Annotated in this window: 8 protein-coding genes; all 8 read right to left on the bottom strand. The window is 56.2% G+C overall.

Annotated elements, in window-relative coordinates; translation table 11 throughout:
* Positions 1–84: 84 nt before the first annotated feature.
* The 8 genes from fabV to UCMB321_RS30545 all read right to left on the bottom strand — a co-directional run bounded on the left by fabV (position 85) and on the right by UCMB321_RS30545 (position 23,108).
* Entirely contained in the window at positions 85–1,275 is a 1,191-nt protein-coding gene (fabV, locus tag UCMB321_RS01895; RefSeq protein ID WP_040063406.1) for an enoyl-ACP reductase FabV, read from the bottom strand.
* Between the two features lie 118 nt (positions 1,276–1,393).
* Positions 1,394–3,142 carry a carbamoyltransferase family protein gene (locus tag UCMB321_RS01890; RefSeq protein ID WP_040063405.1) on the bottom strand — a complete coding sequence of 583 codons (1,749 nt, stop codon included), beginning with the start codon at positions 3,140–3,142 and terminating at the stop codon, positions 1,394–1,396.
* A gap of 125 nt (positions 3,143–3,267) precedes the next feature.
* Positions 3,268–4,020, bottom strand: coding sequence for a polyketide synthase (locus tag UCMB321_RS01885; RefSeq protein WP_040063404.1), 753 nt, complete (start codon positions 4,018–4,020; stop codon positions 3,268–3,270).
* Positions 4,017–4,784 carry an enoyl-CoA hydratase/isomerase gene (locus UCMB321_RS01880; protein ID WP_040063576.1) on the bottom strand — a complete coding sequence of 256 codons (768 nt, stop codon included), beginning with the start codon at positions 4,782–4,784 and terminating at the stop codon, positions 4,017–4,019. The genes UCMB321_RS01885 and UCMB321_RS01880 overlap by 4 nt, the downstream gene beginning before the upstream one ends.
* Positions 4,781–6,043 carry a hydroxymethylglutaryl-CoA synthase family protein gene (locus tag UCMB321_RS01875; protein WP_040063403.1) on the bottom strand — a complete coding sequence of 421 codons (1,263 nt, stop codon included), beginning with the start codon at positions 6,041–6,043 and terminating at the stop codon, positions 4,781–4,783. The genes UCMB321_RS01880 and UCMB321_RS01875 overlap by 4 nt, the downstream gene beginning before the upstream one ends.
* Before the next feature lie 30 nt (positions 6,044–6,073).
* Complete coding sequence (locus tag UCMB321_RS01870; RefSeq protein ID WP_040063402.1) at positions 6,074–7,291, bottom strand: beta-ketoacyl synthase N-terminal-like domain-containing protein; 1,218 nt, start codon at positions 7,289–7,291, stop codon at positions 6,074–6,076.
* Complete coding sequence (locus UCMB321_RS01865; protein WP_040063574.1) at positions 7,281–7,529, bottom strand: acyl carrier protein; 249 nt, start codon at positions 7,527–7,529, stop codon at positions 7,281–7,283. The genes UCMB321_RS01870 and UCMB321_RS01865 overlap by 11 nt, the downstream gene beginning before the upstream one ends.
* Before the next feature lie 129 nt (positions 7,530–7,658).
* Complete coding sequence (locus UCMB321_RS30545; RefSeq protein WP_052451044.1) at positions 7,659–23,108, bottom strand: SDR family NAD(P)-dependent oxidoreductase; 15,450 nt, start codon at positions 23,106–23,108, stop codon at positions 7,659–7,661.
* Position 23,109 lies beyond the last annotated feature (1 nt).

Raw genomic sequence — 23,109 nt, 5'->3', positions numbered from 1 at the left:
TCGAAGCGGCGTAGCGCATGCAAATCCATCTGCTGCGGGCCGTTCGATGGGTCCAATGATCGACAGCCCGCACCCTTCATGTTCTTACTGTGTGAGGTCCAAGAGCCCGTTAATCTTCACGTCGACATCGAAGTCAGTCTCGTAATCGATCTCCGTCAGACCAAAACCGAACAGCTTCAGGAACTCGGCACGGAAACCCTGAAAGTCGCTAATGGAGTTGAGATTTTCCGTTGTCACCTGGGGCCACAGTTTTTCCACTTCGGCCTGAATTTCATGGCGGGTCTCTCGATCATCGACCCGGTTACGGCCACCCTCATCCAGACGAGGATCGGTGTTATACAGGCATTCGCTGAACAGCCTGTAGATCTGCTCGATACAGCCTTCGTGGGAGCCATCCTGCTTCATCAACTTGAACAGCAGGGCCAGGTAAAGCGGCATGACAGGGATGGCCGCACTTGATTGGGTAACGACGGCTTTAAGTACCGAGACGCTAGCCTCGACTCCATTGCTGGAGAGCATAGCAGCGGCGCGATCCAAGTCTTTTTTCGCCGCTCCAATAGTGCCGTCCCAGTAAATATCTCTCGTGACCTTCTCGCCGATGTAGGTGTAAACCGTAGTCTTGCAGCCGGGCGCCAACACGCCAGCTTCGGACAATTGGTGAACCCAACGCTCCCAGTCGTCTGCGCCCATCACGACGACCGTATCATCAATCTCCTGCTGTACTGCGGGCTGGAGCGTAAATGACTTGATGAGTTCGCGATCAGTATCCAGACCGATCTGCGTTACCGTCTTGCCGATAGGTTTCAGGACAGATGAATGGAGCGTACCTGTCACTGGATGCAGACGGCGTGGCGACGCCAGGCTGTAGACCAGCAGATCAATTTGACCCAGGTCAGCCTTGATCATCTCGATGGTTTTTTCTTTTACCGCATCGGAAAAGGCATCTCCGTTGATACTTTTCGCATACAGACCTGCGTTGTCAGCCGCGCATTGAAATGCCGCCGAGTTATACCAGCCGGCACTGGCGGTTCGATTGCGACTGGCGGGCTTTTCGAAGAACACTCCAATGGTGCGAGCGTTACAGCCGAACGCGGCAGTGATGCGTGATGCCAACCCATAACCGGTGGATGCCCCGATTACCAGTACACGCTTGGGTGCATTGGCGATCGGCGCTTGTTCCCGTATGAAGCGGATCTGCTCATCAACATTGGCTCGACATCCCGCAGGATGCGCAGTAGTGCAGATGAACCCTTTAACTCTTGGATTAACAATCATAGTTTAACCAGACACCTTTTTAGTAACAGTATTGAATGCCCCATCAACCGACGACGGGCAATCTTCGGCAAGCACATTTGCGCACAATCGCACCGCACAAAAACTGTGCAACCCGAACTTAATAGCTTTTTTCTATTACGTAATCTTCAATCACCAGAACATCCAGCCCGCTAGTATAAAAAACCGCCAGCGCATCTTCTACCGAGTGAATGATGGGTTTACCCATAACATTGAGACTCGTATTCAGGACCATCGGAACATCCGTCAACCTGTGGAACTCCTCAATAAGCCGGTAAAACCGGTTATTCCATTTTTTTTTCACGCTTTGCAATCTTCCTGTGCCATCAACATGGACGACGGCTGGAACTTTTCCTCGGACTCCCTCCCGAAATTTCAGCGTTCTCTCCATATAAGGAGAGTCCTGATAATTTATAAAGTATTCATCTCCATACTCCTCTAGAACCGAGGGTGCGAAAGGACGAAATTCTTCGCGAAACTTAACGCGCGAATTGATACTGTTTTTCATGTCGCTGCGTCGAGGGTCCGCCAGAATAGACCTGTTTCCCAATGAACGCGGCCCAAACTCTGCACGGCCCTGCACCCAACCGACAATCTTCCCCTGACTCAACAGTTGAGCCACTCTTTCGCAAACATCATCGGGTCGGTGCTGGAGATTGGTGACGCCTCCATATTTCACAAGATTTTCCAAGGATGACCTGGAGATGGTTGATCCTAAATAAGGCGAAGCCAGGGAACGATTGCGAGCGGGTTGTGGATTATCCTGCTCATAAGCCAACAGTGCCGCTCCTACCGCATTTCCATCATCGCCCGGAGCAGAAAACACATGCACACTCTTGAACTTTGTAGACTCCAAAATTTTTCCGTTATAAGAGGAGTTAAGTGCACAGCCACCACCAAAGACGAGATTTTCTGAAATACCCAGATCGTAGAGGTTATTCAACAGAGACGTCATCACTTCAGAAAATACCACCTGCCCCGTATGCGCCAGGTCCGCTGCGGCGAGGCTAGGCATATCCGGCGTACGGATATACTTCAGCAGCTTCGATGCCGACGCCCAGTCGGGATCGGGACAGTAAACATCAACGTTGTCGACGGCGATCCGCTCGCGAAGAATCTCATAAATAGCCTGATCGAACTTTCCATAGGGCGCCAGCCCCATGACTTTCCATTCCTCACCGGCCCATGGATCGAACCCGCACCACCCACAAAGATGTGAATAAAAGAACCCGAGACTTTTTGCCAGATTACCCAGCATTGATTGAGACGGAAACTTCAATTCTTCGATCTTGTTATCACGATATGAATAGCAACTAACACTAATACCCTCTCCCATGCCATCGACAACGATACAGGCAGCCGTAGAATAGGGGCTGGTATAGCAGGCCGTAGCCGCGTGGGTCAGATGATGATTGAATGAGCGAAACTCGGTTTTCTTTCCAAGGACTGCCTCACAATAAAACTTGAGATTTACACCGGAGCTTTGAATACTATCAGTGACTGACTTGAGCACATATTGATAGGCACCGATGTCATATTTTATGAATCCTGAAGAGTAAGGGCGATAGTCAAGATTCAGTCGTTCACCGGCCTTTGCGCGTTCTTGCTCCAGGATTTCGGCAGCGTCCTCACTCCATGACTTCGCAATCACGATCTCTGCATCCGCCTCGCAATATTGCTTGATGATTTTTCCAATCAAGACTGGATTGTCCGGTATACAGTTATAAGATCTCTTATTCTGAAGAAATCTCTCTGTCGCCTCGGCAAAAACTATTTCGCCGCGACTATTTACAACGGCCAGCGCATTATCATGCCCCGTGCAAGCCAATCCAATATAATTTCTCTTCATCGCGCAACTACCCTCCTGGTTAGCTCGACGTTCACCGTCAAGGCGAATTAACGAACTTACTGCGCACTACCTTGCTAGCGCATCTTTGCAAGTACTCAAACGGCACAATGTATAAATTAAGCCGCCTAATTGCCGAACACATTTTCAATACGCGCCTTTACCTCAGGCTGATGGAATGTCTTGTCATGCATCGCGATTTCCTGCTCTACGATAGTCGGTAACCGGGCGCGCATTTCGGCAACAAGATGGCTCTTGAGCGTCACCAGCGAAATACGTGGTTTCTCGGCCAGATCACGTGCCAGTTGCAGGGCATATTCCAGTACTTCTGCCCGTGGCAGAACCGGAAATGGGACACCGCGTTTCTCAAGATCAGCTCCGCGATAAGTGCGTGCGCTCAGCAGCATTTCCTCAGCGAGTCCAAGTCCCAGCTTCTCGGGTAGTACATAGGTCGCCCCCATGCCGGGTGTAAAGCCGTACTTCATGAAATTGGTCGTGTAAACGCTCTCTCGACTCAACACCACACAATCAGCAAACAGACCGAATACAAATCCCCCGCCAATGCCATGACCCTGCATCGCCGAAATCACCGGGATTTCGCACTCCAGCGGAACACTATAGATATTCATGTCAGTAAACTTGCCCTGCCCTTCATGCAGCATCAGCAGTCCCTCTTTTGTACCGCCGGAGCAAAAGTAAGTGTCATAGCCTGTCAAGACAACGACCCGATATCGTTCGCTCTCCCGGATATGACGAAAGGCATTTATCAGCCCCTTGACCAGTTCTCTGGAAAACGTGTTCTTGTTCTCGCGATCCTGCATCGTGATTTGAATGATGCCGGGCTCGACTTCCGAAAACTGAACGACGTCAGATCTGTTCAAAACTTCTCCCACGGAAATACCCCGCTTTCGACATAGCGAATGATTGCCTTCAAGTTGGCCGGGTCGGAAAAGACTTCGAGGTTACCGGCAATGGCGGATGACTTCAGGCCCGCCAGGGGCACTCCGATTGTGCTCATGTAGTCTTTGTAGCGCGTTACCGCGACCTTCGACAGGCGTCGCAACCTCAGCAAATGACGCCGAAGCAACGCTTCGCTATCCGACTCCAGCGCATCCACCAAACCCCATGTAAACGCCTGTTCCGCCGAGATTGGGTGGGTCATCAACGTCAAATAATGCGCTCGTTGATGGCTGATACGGCGTATCAGAAACGGCAGTACGCAGGCGGGATACAGTCCGAATAGCAGCTCCGACAAACTGAATTGCGCCGTCGCATCCGCAAGAACGATATCGCACGCAGCGACAAACCCGATCCCTCCAGCATTTGCCTTGCCGCGCACATGCGCGACAGTCACATACGGACCTGTGGCCAACTTGAGCCATAAATCGTAGAGTGGTCCAGGGCCGTTGTAGGCGCCGTACGAGTCTGTCGCCGGGTCTGCCAAAGCCCCGAAATCAGCACCGACGCAGAACGCTTCGGGCGAACCACTCAGGACCACGACAGTGGCGGCCTCTTGGCAGATCGATAAGACTTCGCTGCACTCTGCGACAAGTTGGCCGTTGATCGCGTTGGCACTTTCCAGCCGGTCCAATTGCAAGAAGCAGATCGACTCCTCGAAGCGAACCTTGATGGTTTGATAACTCACGATAGCCACTCGTACTGGCGGTGAAACTCCTTGATTTCACGCAAAAACAACTGCCCTTTACCACGACACGACTCGTAGGCTTCGCCGATGAAACTCTTGTCCAGTTCAACGTTGCGCGAGCCAAATTTAACCGCGTTGCTGGCTTGAATAATCGACTCATACTCCGCCATCGATAGACGATATCGCCCATTCAAATGTTCTTTGATCGCGAAGCGCCGTTGCCGCACCTGGCTGTCGGGAGTGACGACCCCACTATAGAATTCCGAACAGCATCCCGAGCCATAGGAGAAGCAACCGATTCGGCGCGGCGCGGTAAACTGACCATTATCGATGGTGCTGGCGAGTGACAGAAACGAAGTCGCCCCCATGATGTTGCCCACACGCTGACAGTACGTCATCCCGGACATCACTCGACGCTGGAAATCCTCTTCGATTTCTGCAGTTTTGGCCTGCAACAGCTTACGCATCATGGTGCGATGCGCACCCTTAACCATGCCGCCAAACGGCGTATGGAAGGTCAGGTATTGGAAAGAATCGCGATAATGCGCGTTGGTCACCCGCTTGGTGTATTCCAGGTAGGCGTTTTCGCAGCAGTCCAGGTAAGACAGCAGTGAGAGGTCGGCATCCCCCGCCTCACTGTCCGGCATAGGGCGACAAGTATCCATAACCTCGTACCCGTAATAGCCATTTGCACCGACGTCCACCTGGAATACGTGAGGCTGATCGCTGACGAGCAGTGCCACCGCTCCTGCCCCTGCGCTCGGTTCAGCGAAAGACCAGTCCTCGGTCAGTTCACTGCCGGCCTCGGATGCCAGAAATCGCGAAATGTCCGTGGCAACGATCAATGCCTTGGCGCCGGGCGATACCTGTGAAAGTATGAAATTGATTGCCATTTGGAAACCTGCGGTTCCCGAATAACAAGCCTGCTTAAGTTCGAACAGTCGGCAGTTACGATTCAAACCCAGGTAATGATGAATGTAGGTACTCATCGACTTCCCAAAATCGATACCCGACTCCGTACAAGTAATCAGCAGTTCGATACGATCTCTTTCCGCCGGCGACATTGCATCGATAATAGGTTTCGCGGCATTCACACCAAACGTGACAGGATCTTCATAAGGCAGCGCCACTGCTTTTTCTTTCATCAGCAAATTTGCGAATCGCGCACTGTCCAACTGACGATGACGGGCCAACTCAGCGACATCGAGGTACGTTGTGCCACCAAACACATTCATTGCTTCAATTCCGACTAAGGACATTCCATTGCACTCCAGAAGAATCGTGTGTATTTATCGGCTCCGTTGCCAACACAGCGCTGTATTTATTCCCCCAAACCCCATACTCAAGGTCAGCGCCTGCTCGATTTGATGATCAAACGCTCTATGCCTCACCCAGTTAAATGAAGAATCAATGGGATTATCCAAGTTTAGCGTTGGATGCAATCGAGCAAATTCCATTTGCAGCAAAGTTGCAATAACTTCCACTAACCCGGCAGCACTCAAACCATGCCCGATCAATGATTTCGTCGCATTCAGGTATGCGCCACTCAAGCCGCAAGCATGTAATGCCTTGAGTTCGGTTTCATCGCCGACAATAGAGCCGGTACCGTGCGGATTAATATAGTCGACCTTTTCCGCTGCCCAATCTGCCGCCTGCAGGGCGCTCTGAATGGCCGCCATCTCCCCCTCCAAAGAAGGGTCAGGATTGCGATTGCAGTCCATTTCGGCTCCCCACCCCCGCAAGACGGCATAGGCTTTCACACCACGACGCTCGCTGGAGGCTCTGGACTCGATGACCACGGCACCAGAACATTCGCCGAACACGAACCCATCGTGATCCAGATCGAATGGACGGCACGCCAGAGCGGGCTCATGCGCGTAGCGATCAGAGCCCATTGCCCCGAGCGAACGAAACGCCTGACACTCCCAGAACGACAGATCCATCAGTCCGCCTAGCGCAATACAGACATCGACCTGATCGGCAAGGACCGCCTGCGATGCCTGGATGAGCGCAAGTTGCCCGCTCGCCGACGCGCCACCCACCGTGTGCGAGAGACCACGAATGCCGAACTGCGCCGTGCAAAAGCCGCAAAGATCCGAGTCCATGAATGACAGCGCGTAGGTAGGTTTCAGAAATTCTGGATTATCACGATACCTGTCATGCAGGAGTATCAATTCGCGCTGTTGCACATTCGAGCCGCCTACGATCAAGCCGATCCGACATGGGTCTACTTCGGATAGCCTGGCCTCGTCCCAAGCCTCCTGTAGCACGACCAACGCAGCTTGCGCAGATAGCGATGCCGCCCGCTGCACCTGTTTTGGAATACTGGACGGAAACTCGATCTCCCGAATTTCCGCCCCCAGGTAGGCGGACTCATACTGCCGCCCCGGCCGCCGCATGACGTCAAAAGCGCTCACACCTTCGAGCAATGCATTGACGAATGTCGTCTTGCCTTGCCCGATAGCAGAGATCACGCCTATGCCGGTAGCGACCAGTTCACGACGCATTCATTTTGCCCCAGAACAAATCAGCCAGCTCGCCAATATTCTTGGGGCCGAAGAGCTCCACGCGTGGAATCGATAATTGAAGCGCCTCCTGAACCAGCATCACGATTTCAGCACGATCCACCGAATTCGCGCCCAGGTCTATCAACCGATCAGAGCCGGAAAATTGATGATCTTCGATATCGGGAAGTATTTCTTGTGCCGTCTTCCCTATGAGTTTGATGAGTCCTTCCCTTGTCATAAGCATCCCTATTTACAATATGTCCGGGCACAATACCTCCCCGACCAGTCCTTAGATTAAACATCGAATGCATTAGCGCGCCATAACGGCATCAACGTGACGACGCGCTATATTTACTCATGCTTCATCTCAATCTGTACATGCCGCTACAACGATGTCGATAAAACCCTGTAACGGACTGATAAAGAACAAATGCGTTCCGTCGACCTCTTCATAAAGGCACTCTTCCGTTGTCATCTCCCCCCAACGGGAAAACAACAATGGATCCGCCATCAAAATGTCATTTTTTGCTTTAACGACCCTGAGAGGCGCAGAGACTATTTTAGCCTGATTATAGCGATAGGTTTTAATCAATTCAATATCATTTCGAATAGCCGATGGAGAAATAATTTTCATGCCCCATGATTTGGGGAATACCAATTTTTTATCGACTAATGTCTGTTCGATTTTTTCATCCGACATTGAAGAATCAAACTCGCTAAACGGTGGAAAACACTTGAGAGACTCAAACAGATCCGGCGTGCAACTGGATGATAGCACAGCGGTTTTTGCCTTCAATGAATAATGTTGTTCCAGGTAGGACAGCACGTCGAACGCGCAAACGCCCCCCATGCAGTGCCCCCATGCCACCACCGGTTTGTCGAATAACTCATGAACACTTTGTGCAAGAAACTCGACCATCTCATCCCAATGGGTGTGCACGGTCGTTCCGACGCTCCACACCTCAATCTCTGATGGCAACTGATTGACCCACTGATAGCTCCCTTCGCCATGAGCGAGGCAGAAAAACAGCAGCAGCCGTGACGTCGCGCTATCAGAGGGCCTGATGCAACGTACAGTGCGATCGTCATATTCGCCGTATGCATGACTACCCTGCAGATCGGACACAGCACCGCTTGCCAGGCGAGACTCGGTTGGCGGCATTGCATTAGCCCCAGTATCACGATTCAGCATCGGCGCCTCACCGATGACCGAACTCTGCTCCGCCAGGAACAGAGTGAAGCGCTTGAGAGTGGCATGCTGATAAAGCATCGATGCGGTAAGCGAGGTCTGATATCGGCGATTGACAGCCTGAATCCACTCCAGCCCGATGATCGAATCCACGCCCAGTTCAGAAAATGGCTTCTCACAGTCAGCAGCGGTCACCGGCATAAACAAGGTGCTGCTGAGCATTTCACAGAGCTCTGCCTCCAGCTTTGAGAGATCGGTATCCGATTGCCTTTCCTGAACGCTCGGTTCATCAACCATCTGCGGCGTTGGAGAAGCGGCAGCATTTGCTCTGGATATCGGCTCCTCGGTCAACAGCACTCGCGCCGATGCCGGCCCATGATGCTCGACTTGCGCTAGGTCGGCGTGTTGTGACAGGTTTTGCAATGCAATACCTCGCAGCTTGTCGGCAAAACCCGTTGTGATGCCTGCGGAGGTTGCAGTAGGCCCCTTGCGTTCGCCCTGCAGCCAATACCGCTCTCTGAGGAATGGGTAAGTGGGCAACGAAACCCGTTTTGGGCGAGTGGACGGGTACAGCCGGTTCCAGTCGATATCCAGCCCGCGCACCCACGCCTCGGCCAACTTCTTCAATCGGTTCTTGCTGATCCAAGCCTCGATCAGCGTGCCGACATCCTCATCGCCTTCAAATAACCAGCCGGCCTCCTTCGTCTTCTGCACGCGCCCAACCTGTACATCGACACTGCGCTTGTCCGCAATGAAATCGTTCAGCGCAGCGACAACCTGCTCCGGCGTTCGCGCCATCACCGCCGCCCGGTACTCCATGCCCTCCCGACCGGTCTGCAAGGTATAGGCGATGTCCGCCAGGTCAGCACCGCTGCGCGGTTGCGCCTGCAGGTGATCCAGCAACTGTAGCGCCTGCGCCTTCAGGCGTTCATCGCTCCTGGCAGACAAGACGATCAATCCCGGGCGTTCAACTGTGACCGGCTCCGTCGTCGGCCCGCCGCGCCGCGCCGCGTACTCTTCAAGTACCACGTGCGCATTGGTACCGCTGAACCCGAACGAACTCACCGCGGCACGTCGTGAACCGCTGCCCTCCAACGACCAGGGCTTGAGCGCCTCATTGATATAGAACGGTCCACCGTCGAGCATCACGTGCTCATTCAGCGATTGGTACTGGATGGTCGGGGGCAGCATCCGGTGCTGCAACGCCAGCAATGCCTTGATCACCCCGCTGACCCCCGCCGCCGCCAGCAGATGGCCGATATTGCTCTTCACCGAGCCCAGCGCACAGTAATGACGTTGCTGCGTGTAGGCCTGGAACGAGGCCGTCAGTGCCTCCACCTCGATGGGGTCACCCAGCTTCGTGCCGGTACCGTGCGCCTCGACCAGCGTGATCGTTGCCGGATCGATTTCGAACCGCGCGTACACGTCCTTCTCCAGGCTGGCTTGGGAATTGGCACTCGGCGCCGTCATCCCGTTGGTCTTCCCGTCGTGATTCACGCCCCAGCCGCGTACCACGCCCTGGATTTGATCACCGTCTCGTACTGCGTCCGCGAAACGCTTGAGCAGCAACACACCCACGCCCTCACCCGGGACGAAACCATCCGCCCGAGCATCGAAGGCGAAGCTACGGCCTTGCGGCGATAACATGCGCGCCCTGCTCGTCATGATGTGCAAGCTCGGCCCGGTCAGCACACAGACACCACCGGCAAGTGCCACATCGCAACTGCCGCCCACCAGGCTGTCGCACGCCAGCGCGATCGCCACCAGGGACGACGAGCACGCAGTGTCAAGCGCCACGCACGGCCCTCTCAAGTTCAGAAAGTAAGAGATCCGCGCCGACAGAATCGACGATGAGTTGCCCGTCAGCACCTGTGCCGTCAGGCCGCTGCCCCCCGGCGTGTACCCGTAGTCACCCGGCCCGCAACCCGCGTATACCCCACACCGGCTGCCCGACAGACTCTGCGGATCGATCCCGGCGTTCTCGATGCAGCTCCAGCTGTGCTCCAGAAACAGACGCTGCTGCGGATCCATGGAAATCGCTTCTGCCGGTGAAATGTTGAAAAACAACGGATCGAACCGGTCCGCTTCTTCCAGACATCCCATCCACTTGCAATACGTCTTGCCCACGGCTTCAGGGTTCGGGTCGTAATGCTCCTCGATCGACCAGCGGCTCGATGGAATTTCCGACACACAATCCAACCCCTGCGCCAGGTTCTCCCAGAACACCTGCGCATTACGCGCCTTGGGGAATGCACCCGACAGACCGATCACCGCGATGCCATCCAGAAGCACTTGCTGCGTGCCGGGGACCGACTCTTCAGGTGGTGATGCAGGCTTGGGTGCCAAAGGTGGCAAAGGTGCCAGAGTCTCCAATGTCGTTATGGCTGTGCTGATGACCCGCTCGTTGCATTCGACAGGCTGAATAAGTGTGGCGAGCGGAGTTGCCACCAATGCTTGCGCGGGTTCCGACGCTTCGCGCGAGCGCAGGGAACCTCGGGTCAACAAATGGCTCGCCAACACTTTGATAGTGGGATAGTCGTAGAGCTGCGAGGCCCCTAGCGATGTACCGTAGCGCTGATTCAACTCACGAATCCAGCCAACACCAGTCACAGAATCGAGTCCCAACTCGCTGAACGCCGTGTCCATATCGACGTCATCGTTTTCCAGGTACAGCACCTTCGCCAGGCTCTCAGCCAACTCCATTCGCAAGTCAGCAACAGACAACAAAGCGTTTACCTGAACAGCGGTCTCACCAAGCCCCTGCTGCATCACAGACGTCTCCCGCAAAGACACACGCAAGGCGTCGACATCGTGTCCATTCCCCGGCACGACCGCCGGCTGGAGGTTCGAGACGGGTGTCAGCTCCGCCAGGGTAATCCCCAGCGACTTGCCACTCTCCCGACTCGCCGGCTCACCCGCTTTTACCAGCACCGGCAGCTCGATGGGCTCGTCTGGCGAGCCATCGGCACGTTTATCATCGAATGCATAGCCGACGGCTATTTCTGGCGCGTTCTTCGGCCAAAAACGTTCCCGCGCAAAAGGATAGGTGGGCAGGCTGATACGTTTCGGCCTGCGTGTCCCGTAGATCGACTTGGCGCCATACAAGGCTGTCCAGTCAAATGACAGGCCTTTGACCCACAGTTCCAGAAGTGCAGCGTAGCGCCCTTGTCCGAGCCATTCGGCGATGGTCTGCTTGAACGCTCCATCGGCATTGAGAACCGACATCACTTCCTTGTGTTTCTTGACTTCACCCTGGAAACAGAACTCGATCTCCCCAAGCTCCGCCTTGCCTTCAAGGTAATTCCCTAGTGCACCCACCAGCTCCTGCATCGACGTCGCCATTACTGCCAGGCGGCTTTCCATCGCATCCCGACCAACCTGCAACGTATAGGCAATATCGACGAGCCAGGCATCGTCATACGAATGCTCTTCGATACAGTCCAGCAGGCGGCTCACCTGAGCTTTCAAGCGCTCCTCATTTTTTGCGGAAAGTACGATAAACACAGGGTTGGCGTTATGCTCATACGGTGTGGTTGCTTGCCTGACAGGGGACTCGTCGATCACGATATGCGAGTTAGTGCCACTGAACCCAAAAGAACTGACTGCTGCGCGGCGCACGCCTCCTGCACCTGCATTCCATACACACGCTTCGGTATTGATAAAGAAGGGGCTGCCCTCGAGATTGATACGGCTGTTGAGTTGCTTGAAATTGATCGTCGGCGGCAGCGTCTGATGCCGCATTGCCAGAAGAACCTTAATCACCCCGGCGATACCTGCAGCCGCCAGCAGATGTCCAATGTTGCTTTTCACCGAGCCCAGCGCACAGAAGTTCTGACGTTCAGTGAAACTGCGGAACGTCTCGGTGAGCGCTTGCACCTCTATCGGGTCGCCCAGCCCGGTTCCTGTCCCGTGAGCCTCCACCAGGCCGATAGTTTGCGGATCGATACAGAATTGTTTGTACACATCTTTCTCGAGCGCGATTTGCGATGTGACGCTGGGAGCAGTAATCCCATTGGTCTTGCCGTCCTGGTTTACACCCCATCCGCGAATAACGCCGTGAATGATGTCTTCGTCCCGCAGTGCATCGCTGTATCGTTTCAACAAGACCACGCCGACGCCCTCCCCCGGCACAAACCCGTCGGCACGATCATCGAATGTAAAACAGCGACCCTGCTTGGAAAGCATTCCGGCCCTGCTGGCCATGATATGCATGCCTGGCCCGGTTAGCACATTGACGCCACCCGCCAATGCGAGGTCGCTCCTGCCAAGCAGCAGGCTGTCGCACGCCTCGGCGATCGCGACCAGCGCTGAAGAGCAGGCCGTATCAATCGCAAGACACGGCCCCTTGAGATTGAGGAAGTAGGAAATGCGGGCGGCAAGGATCGATGGCGCGTTCCCCATCATGCCTTCGGCCGAAAAATCGGCGTAGGCCGCATAGTCGCCCGATCCGCAGCCGACGAAAACGCCGCAGCGGCTCGCGGACAAACTGCGCGGATTAATTCCCGCGTCCTCGATACAGCTCCAACTGTGCTCCAAAAACAGCCGTTGCTGCGGATCGATAACCTCCGCCTCGGCGCGGGAGATGTTGAAGAACTGCGCGTCGAACCGATCCACGTCCTGCAGCGTCCCCATCCACTTGCTGTACGTTTTCTTCATTGCCAGCGGATCCGGGTCGTAAAACTTCTCGACCGGCCAGCGGTGCAAGGGCACTTCGTCGACACTCTCGTTGCCTTCGAGGAGATTGCGCCAAAACTCATCGACTGACCGCGAATTCGCAAATGCGCCGGACATACCGACAATCGCAATAGCAGATGTCGACGCCGGACTCTGCATCGTATCGCGCGCTTTGCCCTGCGCCGATGGACGCTCGACGTTCAGCGCAACAGTTGAAACATCGCTCGGGGCCTGCGTTGAGTCGGATTTCGCTCTATGGTCATGCAGCGCGTCCAGCCGTGCGAGTACTTCCGGGTTGTCGACAAAGGTTTTTTGATGCATTGCAACTTCCTTTTCATAGGTCCGTTGCAACTTCTCGCGGATGGGGTTAGCCGTATGCTCCTTCAATTCCATGAGTGCGATGCGCGGCGACTGGCACAGCGAGCGCGCCAGATCAATTGCCTGCACCAACACCTGATCTCGATGGACGACAGGGTATGGAATGCCTCTTTGCTCAAGATCCGAACCGGTGAATTGCCGCCCGGTGAATAGGATTTCGTGTGCAAGCCCGGACGAAAATTTCTCCGGAAATATGAGCGTCGCGCCAGCGCCCGGGGTGAAGCCAAACTTCATATAGTTGCTTTCGTAGCAACCTTGCTGGCTGAAAACAACGAAATCACTGAACATCGCCAACGCCCAACCGGCACCGATAGCATGCCCCTGCAACGCGGCGATCACTGGAATCTTGCAGTCGAGCGGGATACTGAATACCGAAGCATCGGTAAAACTCACGCGGCCGGACTGAATGTCCAGCAAACTCTCCTTGGTGCCGCCGCAACAGAAATAGGTGTCGTATCCAGTCAACACCACGACTTTGTACGTCTCGTTGTTCCTTATTGCTTCGAACGCCTGTGTCAGACCGCTGATCAAGGCATTGGAAAACATGTTCTTGTGTTCCCGGTCCGCCATGGTGATCTGGACGATGCCGGGTTCGATCTCCTGCATGCGGACCACTGACTCGAAGACTGCGGCATGCCCCCTTCTATTCTCATCATCGCCGTGCGTCTGTTTAGCCTCGCGTGCACTCGCCCTCGGAATGGGTGAGTGCTCCGGATCACTCTTGGCGGGCGAAACCGGCGTTCTGGTCGCCAGCTCCGACTCCTTGATCACGTAATCCGTCAAGCCGTCGAGAGTCGGATAGTCGTAGACACGCACCGCCTCCAGATCAAGGCTGAACTGACTGTTGATCACACGAACCCATTGAATGGCCATGATCGAATCCAGCCCGATATCAACAAAAACGTCATCATCTGCGATGTCGCCGGGCTCCAGACCCAATACCGTCGAGAGCGTTCTTCGCAACCCCTCTTTGACCTGACTCATGGCCCTGCCAGAACGGCGCGGTAACGCTGGCTCGGTACTGGCATCGGATGACTGCGTCAGATGAGCGAACACGGCGGCCTGCGGCTTATCGGATGCGGCCTGGGCGGTCGCAGCACCAGTGTCATCCACAAGCGTACGTTGCGCTCTCTTGGCGAGTTCGGTTTCCCTGGTAACGTAATTCACCAATGCAGTGAGACTGGGGTAGTCATAGATCCTGACGGCATCAATGTCGATACCGAACCGGTCGTTAATAATCCTGACCCACTGAACACCCACAATTGAATCGAGGCCCAAGTCGACGAACGCGTCGTCATCACCGATTTCCAAAATGTCGATGCCCAGCACCGACGAAAGCGTTTGTTTCAGGGTTTTGTGCACGCGACTCGCAGCGCCTTCGGCGATGTCCGCAGAAGGTGCACTCGCCAAGGCTGGCGCAATGATGGTGTGAGCGCCCACTGTGCCTGCAAAGACCGAGTCCTCGGAGTCGGCCAGCTGCGACATCGAGAGTGTCGTTGCGTCGATTCTTCTGAGCATATCTTCCATTTCGAGAGCGAAGTTCCGATTGGCCCCGTCATCCGAGGCATAGGTGGATTGATCGGGGATACCGTGGTCAGCATCGGGGGCCGGACATTCGAGCGAGATCGAGCGCATCGATACCTGGTCGTCGCCGTATGCAAACGCTCCCGTCCAATGATCGTCCATTGCCATCGCAGAGCTGGATAACGAACGTAGCGACACGCGGTGCGGTTTCATTTCCACACGTTCGCGGCGCGGGGGCAGTTGGCCAACGCTCGCACCCGACAACCACTGAACCTCGGTCGTGGTCATCGCGTCGGGCGACGTGTTTTTCCTCTCGACATCGATCCAGCATCTCCGCTTTGCAAACGGATAGCTCGGCAAACTGATTCGCCGCGGTCTGGTCGCACCTTTGGCTTCGTCGATGGCATGCCATTGCGCCCAAGAAAGAGCAAGGCCGTTTACCCAGCGCTCCAGAAGTCTTTCGTAACCGCCGTGCTCCGTCGCGTTATCGAGGGTTTCTTCGAACACCCCCTCGCCATCCTGCGCGCCAGGCGTTTCACGATTTTTCTTCCCATGGCCTCGAAAAATCCCGTCGCTGTGCTGCACGCCCTCCAGGCAGACACCGAGCTTGCGTTTCAACTCTTCGATCGATGTAACGGCAAATGCAAGCCGGTGCTCCATCGCATTCCTGCCCACTTGCAACGTGTAGGCGATGTCCGCGAGATCGGCATCGGTAAAGGCGCGAGCATGGATAAAAGCCAACAACTGCCTGGCTTGCTCAGTCAGCTGTGCATCGACACGGGCTGACAGTACGATCAGCGCAGGTCGGTCCGCAGACCAGGCCTTCATTGAACGCTCGACCTGCTCAGGTACACCATATTCTTCAAGGATCACATGGGCGTTCGCCCCGCCGAACCCGAATGAGCTGACGCCAGCAGTTCTTTTCATCGCACGCCCGTGGCTGTCCTGCACCGACGGCCAGGGTTGTGTCTCGTTGACGACATAGAACGGACTTTCTTCCAACTGGATATAGGGATTGAGTTCGTCGCAGTGCAAGGTCGGCACAAGCGTCTTGTGCTGGAGTTGCAAGACGACCTTGATCACACCAGCCACGCCTGCGGCCAGTTCCAGATGGCCAATATTGGTCTTCACCGACCCGATACCGCACCGTGTCTGCAAGGCCAAACTTTCATCGGGGGCACACTCGGTATACAGATCGGCGAAGGCGCTCTTCAACCCGTTGATCTCGATCGGATCGCCCAGCGGCGTGCCGGTACCATGCATCTCCACATAGCTCACCGCGTGAGGGTCGACCTGAGCTTCGCGATAGGCGGCCTTGAGCAATTGCGCCTGGGCTTTAGGATTCGGTGCCGTCAGTGAATTCGCGCGTCCGCCGTGATTTTCGGCACTGCCCCGGATCAAAGCGTAGATGTGATCGCCATCACGTTCGGCATCGCTCAATTTCTTGAGGAACAACATGCCCACGCCTTCCCCGCGCACATAACCGTTGGCCTGTTTGGAGAACGTCTTGCAACGTCCATCCTCGCAAAGCATTCCCGCCTTGCTGAAGCTGATGTGTGCCCACGGAGTGATGATCGTGTTTACGCCACCCACCAATGCTGCATCGCAGTCGCCGCTTTGCATCGCGCGAATCGCCCGATGGATCGCCACCAAGGAGCTTGAGCAGGCGGTCTCAATCGGCTCGCTCGGCCCATGGAGATTCAGCAGATAGCTCATCCGGTTAGGGCCGATTGATGAAGCCGTTCCCGTCGAGCTGTAACCTTCGATCGCGACGTTTGCTCGTGCGATCAATTCGCCATAGCCGGTGCTGGCAGTGCCGACGAAAATACCGGTCCGGCTTCCCGACAAACTGTGAGGCGCATAGCCTGCGTCCTCGATCGCCTTCCACGCGTACATCATCAACAGGCGTTGCTGGGGGTCCATCACCTCAGCTTCTTTCGGCGAAATGCCAAAGAAGAGCGCATCGAACTCGTCGACACCTTCGATGAAGCCGCCCCACTTGATATTCGTTTTGTTCGCCTCGCGATGCGGGTCGCCGTAGATCTCTCGCCAGTCCCAGCGCTCGGGCGGAATCTCGCTGATGCAGTCCTTGCCGCCCTGAAGATTCGTCCAGAAATCGTCGAGGTCTCGTGCCCCCGGGAAACGTCCGCTGATGCCGACGATTGCAATTGGTTCCGGCACTTGCGGCCGCAGTGGCACTGGATGAGGCAAGTCGTTGAGTCGGGATCGGCGATGCACAGCAGCATCGACGGATACAGGTACCGGCGCACGTGGCACTGGCTGCTCTTTCGACCCTGAGGTCTGCACTGGTGGCGTGAACCCGACGAACGCCTCCCCATGTTTCTCGACCAGATAGACCGCGAAGTCTCGAATTGTCGAGTATTCGAAAAAGATCGTCGGGCTCAGCTCCAGGCCATAAGTCCGGTTCAAATGGTTGCCCAGCGTCGTCAAGCTGATCGAGTCGAAACCGAACTCGCTTATCTCGGCATCGACATCGACATTCTCCACTTTCACCTTCAATTGCCGGGAGATCGCCTGCATCAGTGCCTCAAGGACCCACTCCAGCACGTTATCCGCCGCCCCGATTGCCTTGTCCGACTCTTGCAAGGCGATCGCGATGGACGCTCCAGGGGAACCGGCCGGACGATCCAGTTCTTCGACGGCAAGCGGGCGTGCCGATACCCGCTCGCCGAGACGATCGAGATCGCCGGCCAGCACCATGACCTGTGCCGCATCTGCGGACCATGCGCGATACAGCGCGGCAAGGCCATCGCGGGTCGACAATGCGTCGAACCCATGGCGCTGCATCCTTTCGTACGCTGCGTCGTCCACGCCCATCCCGCCCTCTGCCCACAGCGGCCAATTGATCGATACCGTACGACCATAACGGCCACCACTCTGTACCAGCCGATTGCGATAGGCCGCGTAGCGATCCATGAACGCGTTGGCCATCGCGTAGTCGCATTGCCCCACATTCCCAAGCGCACCAGCGGCGGACGAGAACAAAATCATGAAGTCCAACTCGATCGACTGTGTCGCGTGGTCGAGGTTCTGCGTCCCCAGTGTCTTGGGCGCCAGCACCGCAAGGAAGTCCTCGCGGCTCTTGCTGATGATGAGGCTATCCTTGATCAAGCCCGCACTGTTTATGACACCATTGAGCCGACCATATTGCTCGATCAATGAACCCACGCATTGGTCCACTGCCGCAGCGTCAGTGACATCCATGACCCGATACTCAATCTCACAGCCATTGTTCCCTAGGGACTTCAGCTGCGCGTACCGCTCTTCATTCAATGCTGAACGGCCAGCGAGAATGATCTTGGCACCTCGAGCCTGGCTCGCAATCTCTCGCGCCACCACCACTCCCAGCCCGCCTGCACCACCGGTGCACAGGTACACACCGCCGTCTTTCCATGGCATGTCCGTCAGTGTCGAGCCGGTGGATTCGCTCCATTGCTCAAAGCGTGCGACTTCACGTCGGGTGCCCAAATAACGGATCTCGACGTCGCCGTTCATGGCTTCCCGGGCATCGCCAACGACGACATCGGCGATGTGCTCGACGCTCACCGTCGAGGGCAACCCAACAAGCTGGCCGAAAAACTTCGCATTTTCGTGGTGCGCACTTTTCAGCAGCCCGCTCAATGCGCCGAAGACTTCCCCATGCACCCCGTCCGTCGCCAGCAAAACCTGCATCAGGACCGCGCGCTTCGGCTTGTTCCGCAACAGCGTTTGCACGCGCCCGAATACGTCTTCGCCAATGCGTGAACACCATTGGGCAGCCGATGCGCCGAGGTCGTCCGGCAGTACGGCCCAGTTCAGCGATGGATACCGGGCCTCAAGCTCACGCAGGTGTGACTGGTACTGCGGTGCCAGTAATATCCACTGCTCGTCATAGTCGACCGACCTGTCGTTGACGGGAAGCTGCCTTGGCTCCCAACCGGGAGAGAAAAGTAGTACACCGCTACGCTGGGTACGCGCTGGCGATGCGCCGAAATCACCCTTCAATACCCGAGAAGCCACAGCCTGCAGGCGGACACATACCCGACCGATATCATCGCAAATATCGAAATCGAGTTTTTGCAGAGCGCCCGCGACCGACCCATCGACAATAGCCCCAAGGTTCGGGCGAACGATCACCGTTGCCGTTGCCGGGCAAGGATGAAGCAACTGCAGTTTTCCGAGGGAAAATGGCAATGCAGTCGGTACAGAACCGTCGCCAACCCTTTCTGCGCCGTCGCCCAGCGAAAAGCCGATCGCCGCTTGCAGCGCACTGTCCAGTACGCTCGGATGCAAAACATAGTGATCGTGGGTATCGCTCACACACTCGGGCAGCGCCACCTGCGCGAGCACAAATGGCTGTCCCTCGGCATCGGTCCCGACTTTTACATCGGTCAAGCCGCGATGAGCCAGCCCGTAGTCGATTCGCATCGCACTGAACGCTTCATAGCAGTGCGCAACGTCGACAGCACGATGGCAACGCGAACGTAACCCGGCCAGATCCGCTGAGAGTGGTGCCGTGGACAACGACGCAGCCGTGCGCGTCGCTCGCCCCTGAGCAATCACCACCGACGCCTCAGGTTGAGCGTCGTTGCGCGTTGACGTATAGATTTCGAATTCAACGTCCCCACTTTGCTGTTCGTACAGACCGATATGCACGTCCGTGACAGCGCCGACCACCAGTGGCTGCAGCCACACGACATTCCTCAGTTCGAGGCCCGTCTGCCCGCCATCGCCTTGCCCCAACGACTCCAACACAGCCACTCGCGCCATCTCGAGTAAGGCCACACCGGGGAGTACGCACGCCCCCTTGACCCGGTGATCCGACAAAAAGAACTCTTCGCCTGTGAGCGTCGAGCTGAAACGTTGCTCGCTCAACGTCGACGTGTTGCGTTGCACCAATGGATGCAACACCTGGTGGCTCCCTGCGTTTTTGCGGTCGATATCGCGTGCGGGAGCTTCGAGCCAATGGCGCTCGCGCACGAACGGATAGGTGGGCAAGGACATACGGATTGGCCTGGCATTCGTGTATAGGCCATGCCAGTCCGGCGCCAGTCCCCGTACCCACGCCAACGCCAGTTTCTGCAGTTTTCTTTTAGCAATCCAAACATCCATTAGGCCGTCGACATCGTCGTCCGCCCCGAACATTTTGGCGTCTTCATCGTTCTTTTTGACCTGGCCGATAAAGACGTTGTCATTGCGGCGGTCGTCGATAAAGTCTTCCAGCATTGCCAGAAGCTGATCTTTCTCACTGACAATCAGCGCCAGTCGATGATCCATCGCCACCCGCCCCACTTGCAGCGTGTAGGCCATGCGGTGAATCTCTATATCGCAGGCGGCACGCGCCTGGAGGTAGTCGCGCAAGCGCTTCGCCTGCGCTTTGATCTGTGTCGCGTTTTTAGCCGACAGCACGATCAACACCGGATCCGTGGCTGGCAACTGGGCTTGCTCCGGCGGCGAATACTCTTCCAGCAACAGATGGGCGTTCGAACCACTGGCACCGAAGGAACTGAGCCCGGCAATTAGCGGAGACTCCTTAGCACCCTCGGCGCCTTCCAGCACCGGGCGTTGCCACACGCCAACCGTGCGTTGCACCTTGAAAGGTGTACGAGCAAAATCGATCAACGGGTTGAGCGTCTCCGAGTGCAGCGACGGCACCAGGGTCCGATGGTGCAACTGCAACGCCACTTTAATCAGCCCGCACACACCAGCGGCCGATTCGGCATGGCCGATGTTGGACTTGACTGAACCGATCGCACAGAACTGTCTATCCTGCGTACCTCGTGCGAAAGCCTTCGACAGGCCATCGATCTCAATCGGATCGCCGAGCGACGTGCCCGTGCCATGCGCCTCGATGTAGCTGATGCTGCGCGGTTCGACACCAGCGTCGTCCATGCACGCCGCGATGAGATCGGCCTGCGCCGTCGGGCTTGGCACCGTGAACCCGCTCACCGCACCGACATGATTGGTAGCACTGCCCCTTATCACCGCATAGACCTGGTCTCCATCCTCGATCGCCCGACTGAGCGGCTTGAGCAGCACCGCCGCCACAGCTTCACTTGAGACATAGCCGTCTCCGCCAGTGCCAAACGTACGGCACCGACCATCGCTGGCGTGCATGTCCATCGAGCCATAAGCCTGATACTTCGCAGGGTGCAGCGATAGATTCACCCCCCCTACCAGGGCCGCCGTACACTCCCCCGCCCGCAAGCTCTGCAGCGCCAGATGCACCGCAATCAGAGAGGACGAACATACGGTGTCGATGGTCAGGCTCGGTCCATGGAAATCACAAAAATAGGAAACGCGATTGGCGATTGCCGCGTTGCTCTGTGAAAACATGACCGGATGCCCAGGTGACTGGGCCTCGTTGGCGATCAGTGCATAGTCTTTGTGCATTACACCGGCAAATACACCCACGGCAGCGGTCGCGCCATTGCTAACCTTCAGCGCGGCAGGCGTATACCCGGCATCCTCCATGGCTTCCCAGCAGGTTTGCAGGAAAAGCCGCTCCTGAGGATCCAGACTCTCTGCTTCCCGGGGTGAAATACGGAAGAACTGTGCATCAAAGCAGTCCACGTCGTCGAGAAAACCACCCCAACGGGACAAACGCTTACCGGTGGGTGATCGCAACGAGTCGAAACGTCGCCAGTCCCAGCGAGACGCGGGTATCTCGGTAATGCAATCTTTGCCAGCTTTGAGGTTATCCCAAAACTCATCGACATTTTGCGCCGCCGGGAAACGCCCAGCCATTCCGACAATGGCGATCGCTTCTTGGCTCGGCTCACCAGTGGAGAGCAAGGTGCGCTGAGCGTTGACGCCAGCCTCGGGATCGCTCGAGGTAGTACGGCTGACTACCGCTGCTGGCTGCTTCGCTCTCTGGGTGTCGTCGATCTTGAGGCCAAGCGCAAGCTCGGAGGGGTAACGCTCAACCAGATACGCCGCAAGCTTCCCGATAGTGACGTATTCGAACAACAATGTCGGTGGCAGCGATGCGTCAATTTTCTGCTCGATGTCATCTACAAGTTCCAGTAACCCCGCCGACTTCACCCCCAGTTCGTAGTACCCGGAATCCCGATCGATCTGCTCAGGTGCAACACCGAGCTTGTCCGCTATCAGGCCTTGCAGGAAACGTTCGATGTCGGAATATGCACCGCTCTGCGAATGCTCGCGGGCTTGATCTCGGGTCTGCATTGGCGGCACCGTGCGTTCCGCTTGTACGGGATCGGCGAAGCTAGAATCACGCACCAACTTGCTGGCGAAGTTCTTCAGTTCAGCAACTTTACGTCCTGCATCATTGAAAAACTCTAGCGTGTAGTAGCCGAGTTCATTCGACTCCCTCGACGACGCCAGCTGCAGTCGTGCGACACAGCTTTGCTGCAACAACTCGGCAGCACGAAAGGACTCATAGAAAATCGGCAACGCGAGTTGGCGCTCCCGGTCCGGTTCAAGTGAAGCCAATGCTCCACCGGCGCAAACGGCGCTAGCGTCGATCAGTGCCGGATGGAACATCAGGTTCCTGCAAGCCGCCAGCGCCTCTTCGCCCAACCGGCAGTCGACGTAAATCGCCGAGTCCAGGAGGCAGAGCTCGCCTTGCGCCTGCATGAAACCGTGATGCACGAGTCCCACGTCCCGATACCCGGCATAGAGGTCCTGCAGCTTCATTTTATGATCCGAAGAGCGCGCTACCGACTCCATATCGATGACTTCATGAAACTCCACGGGTTCAATCTGCCGCATCTGTGCGGTCGCGTACCGCTGCACCTCTTCGCAAGGCTCGCCATTGCGCAGCGCTCTGCCGTCGATCGACACGTTCCACAAGCCCGGTTGCACGTCGCTGGCCTGAACCTCTAGCAATAAAGCTTCCTGGTCGGAAACGACCAGCGGCCGATAGAGTGTCACATTCATTAATTCGAGTGAGCGATAGTCGTAGCCCTGGTCGCGGAACACCTGAAACAGCACATCGATGTACGCCAATCCGGGCAGCGTCTGCCGCCCCAATACTCGGTGATCACGAACGATGGGGTTCCCAATATCGATAACCAGTTGCTCTTTCATC

The sequence above is a fragment of the Pseudomonas batumici genome, from assembly GCF_000820515.1.
Classification (GTDB): Bacteria; Pseudomonadota; Gammaproteobacteria; order Pseudomonadales; family Pseudomonadaceae; genus Aquipseudomonas; species Aquipseudomonas batumici.
This window is presented reverse-complemented; position numbering and strand designations above follow the sequence as displayed.

Coding starts and splice junctions, on each gene's coding strand:
- UCMB321_RS01865 (WP_040063574.1), bottom strand. CDS start 7,529: ATGACAAGGGAAGGACTCATCAAACTCATAGGGAAGACGGCACAAGAA.
- UCMB321_RS01890 (WP_040063405.1), bottom strand. CDS start 3,142: ATGAAGAGAAATTATATTGGATTGGCTTGCACGGGGCATGATAATGCG.
- UCMB321_RS01875 (WP_040063403.1), bottom strand. CDS start 6,043: ATGTCCTTAGTCGGAATTGAAGCAATGAATGTGTTTGGTGGCACAACG.
- UCMB321_RS30545 (WP_052451044.1), bottom strand. CDS start 23,108: ATGAAAGAGCAACTGGTTATCGATATTGGGAACCCCATCGTTCGTGAT.
- fabV (WP_040063406.1), bottom strand. CDS start 1,275: ATGATTGTTAATCCAAGAGTTAAAGGGTTCATCTGCACTACTGCGCAT.
- UCMB321_RS01870 (WP_040063402.1), bottom strand. CDS start 7,291: ATGCGTCGTGAACTGGTCGCTACCGGCATAGGCGTGATCTCTGCTATC.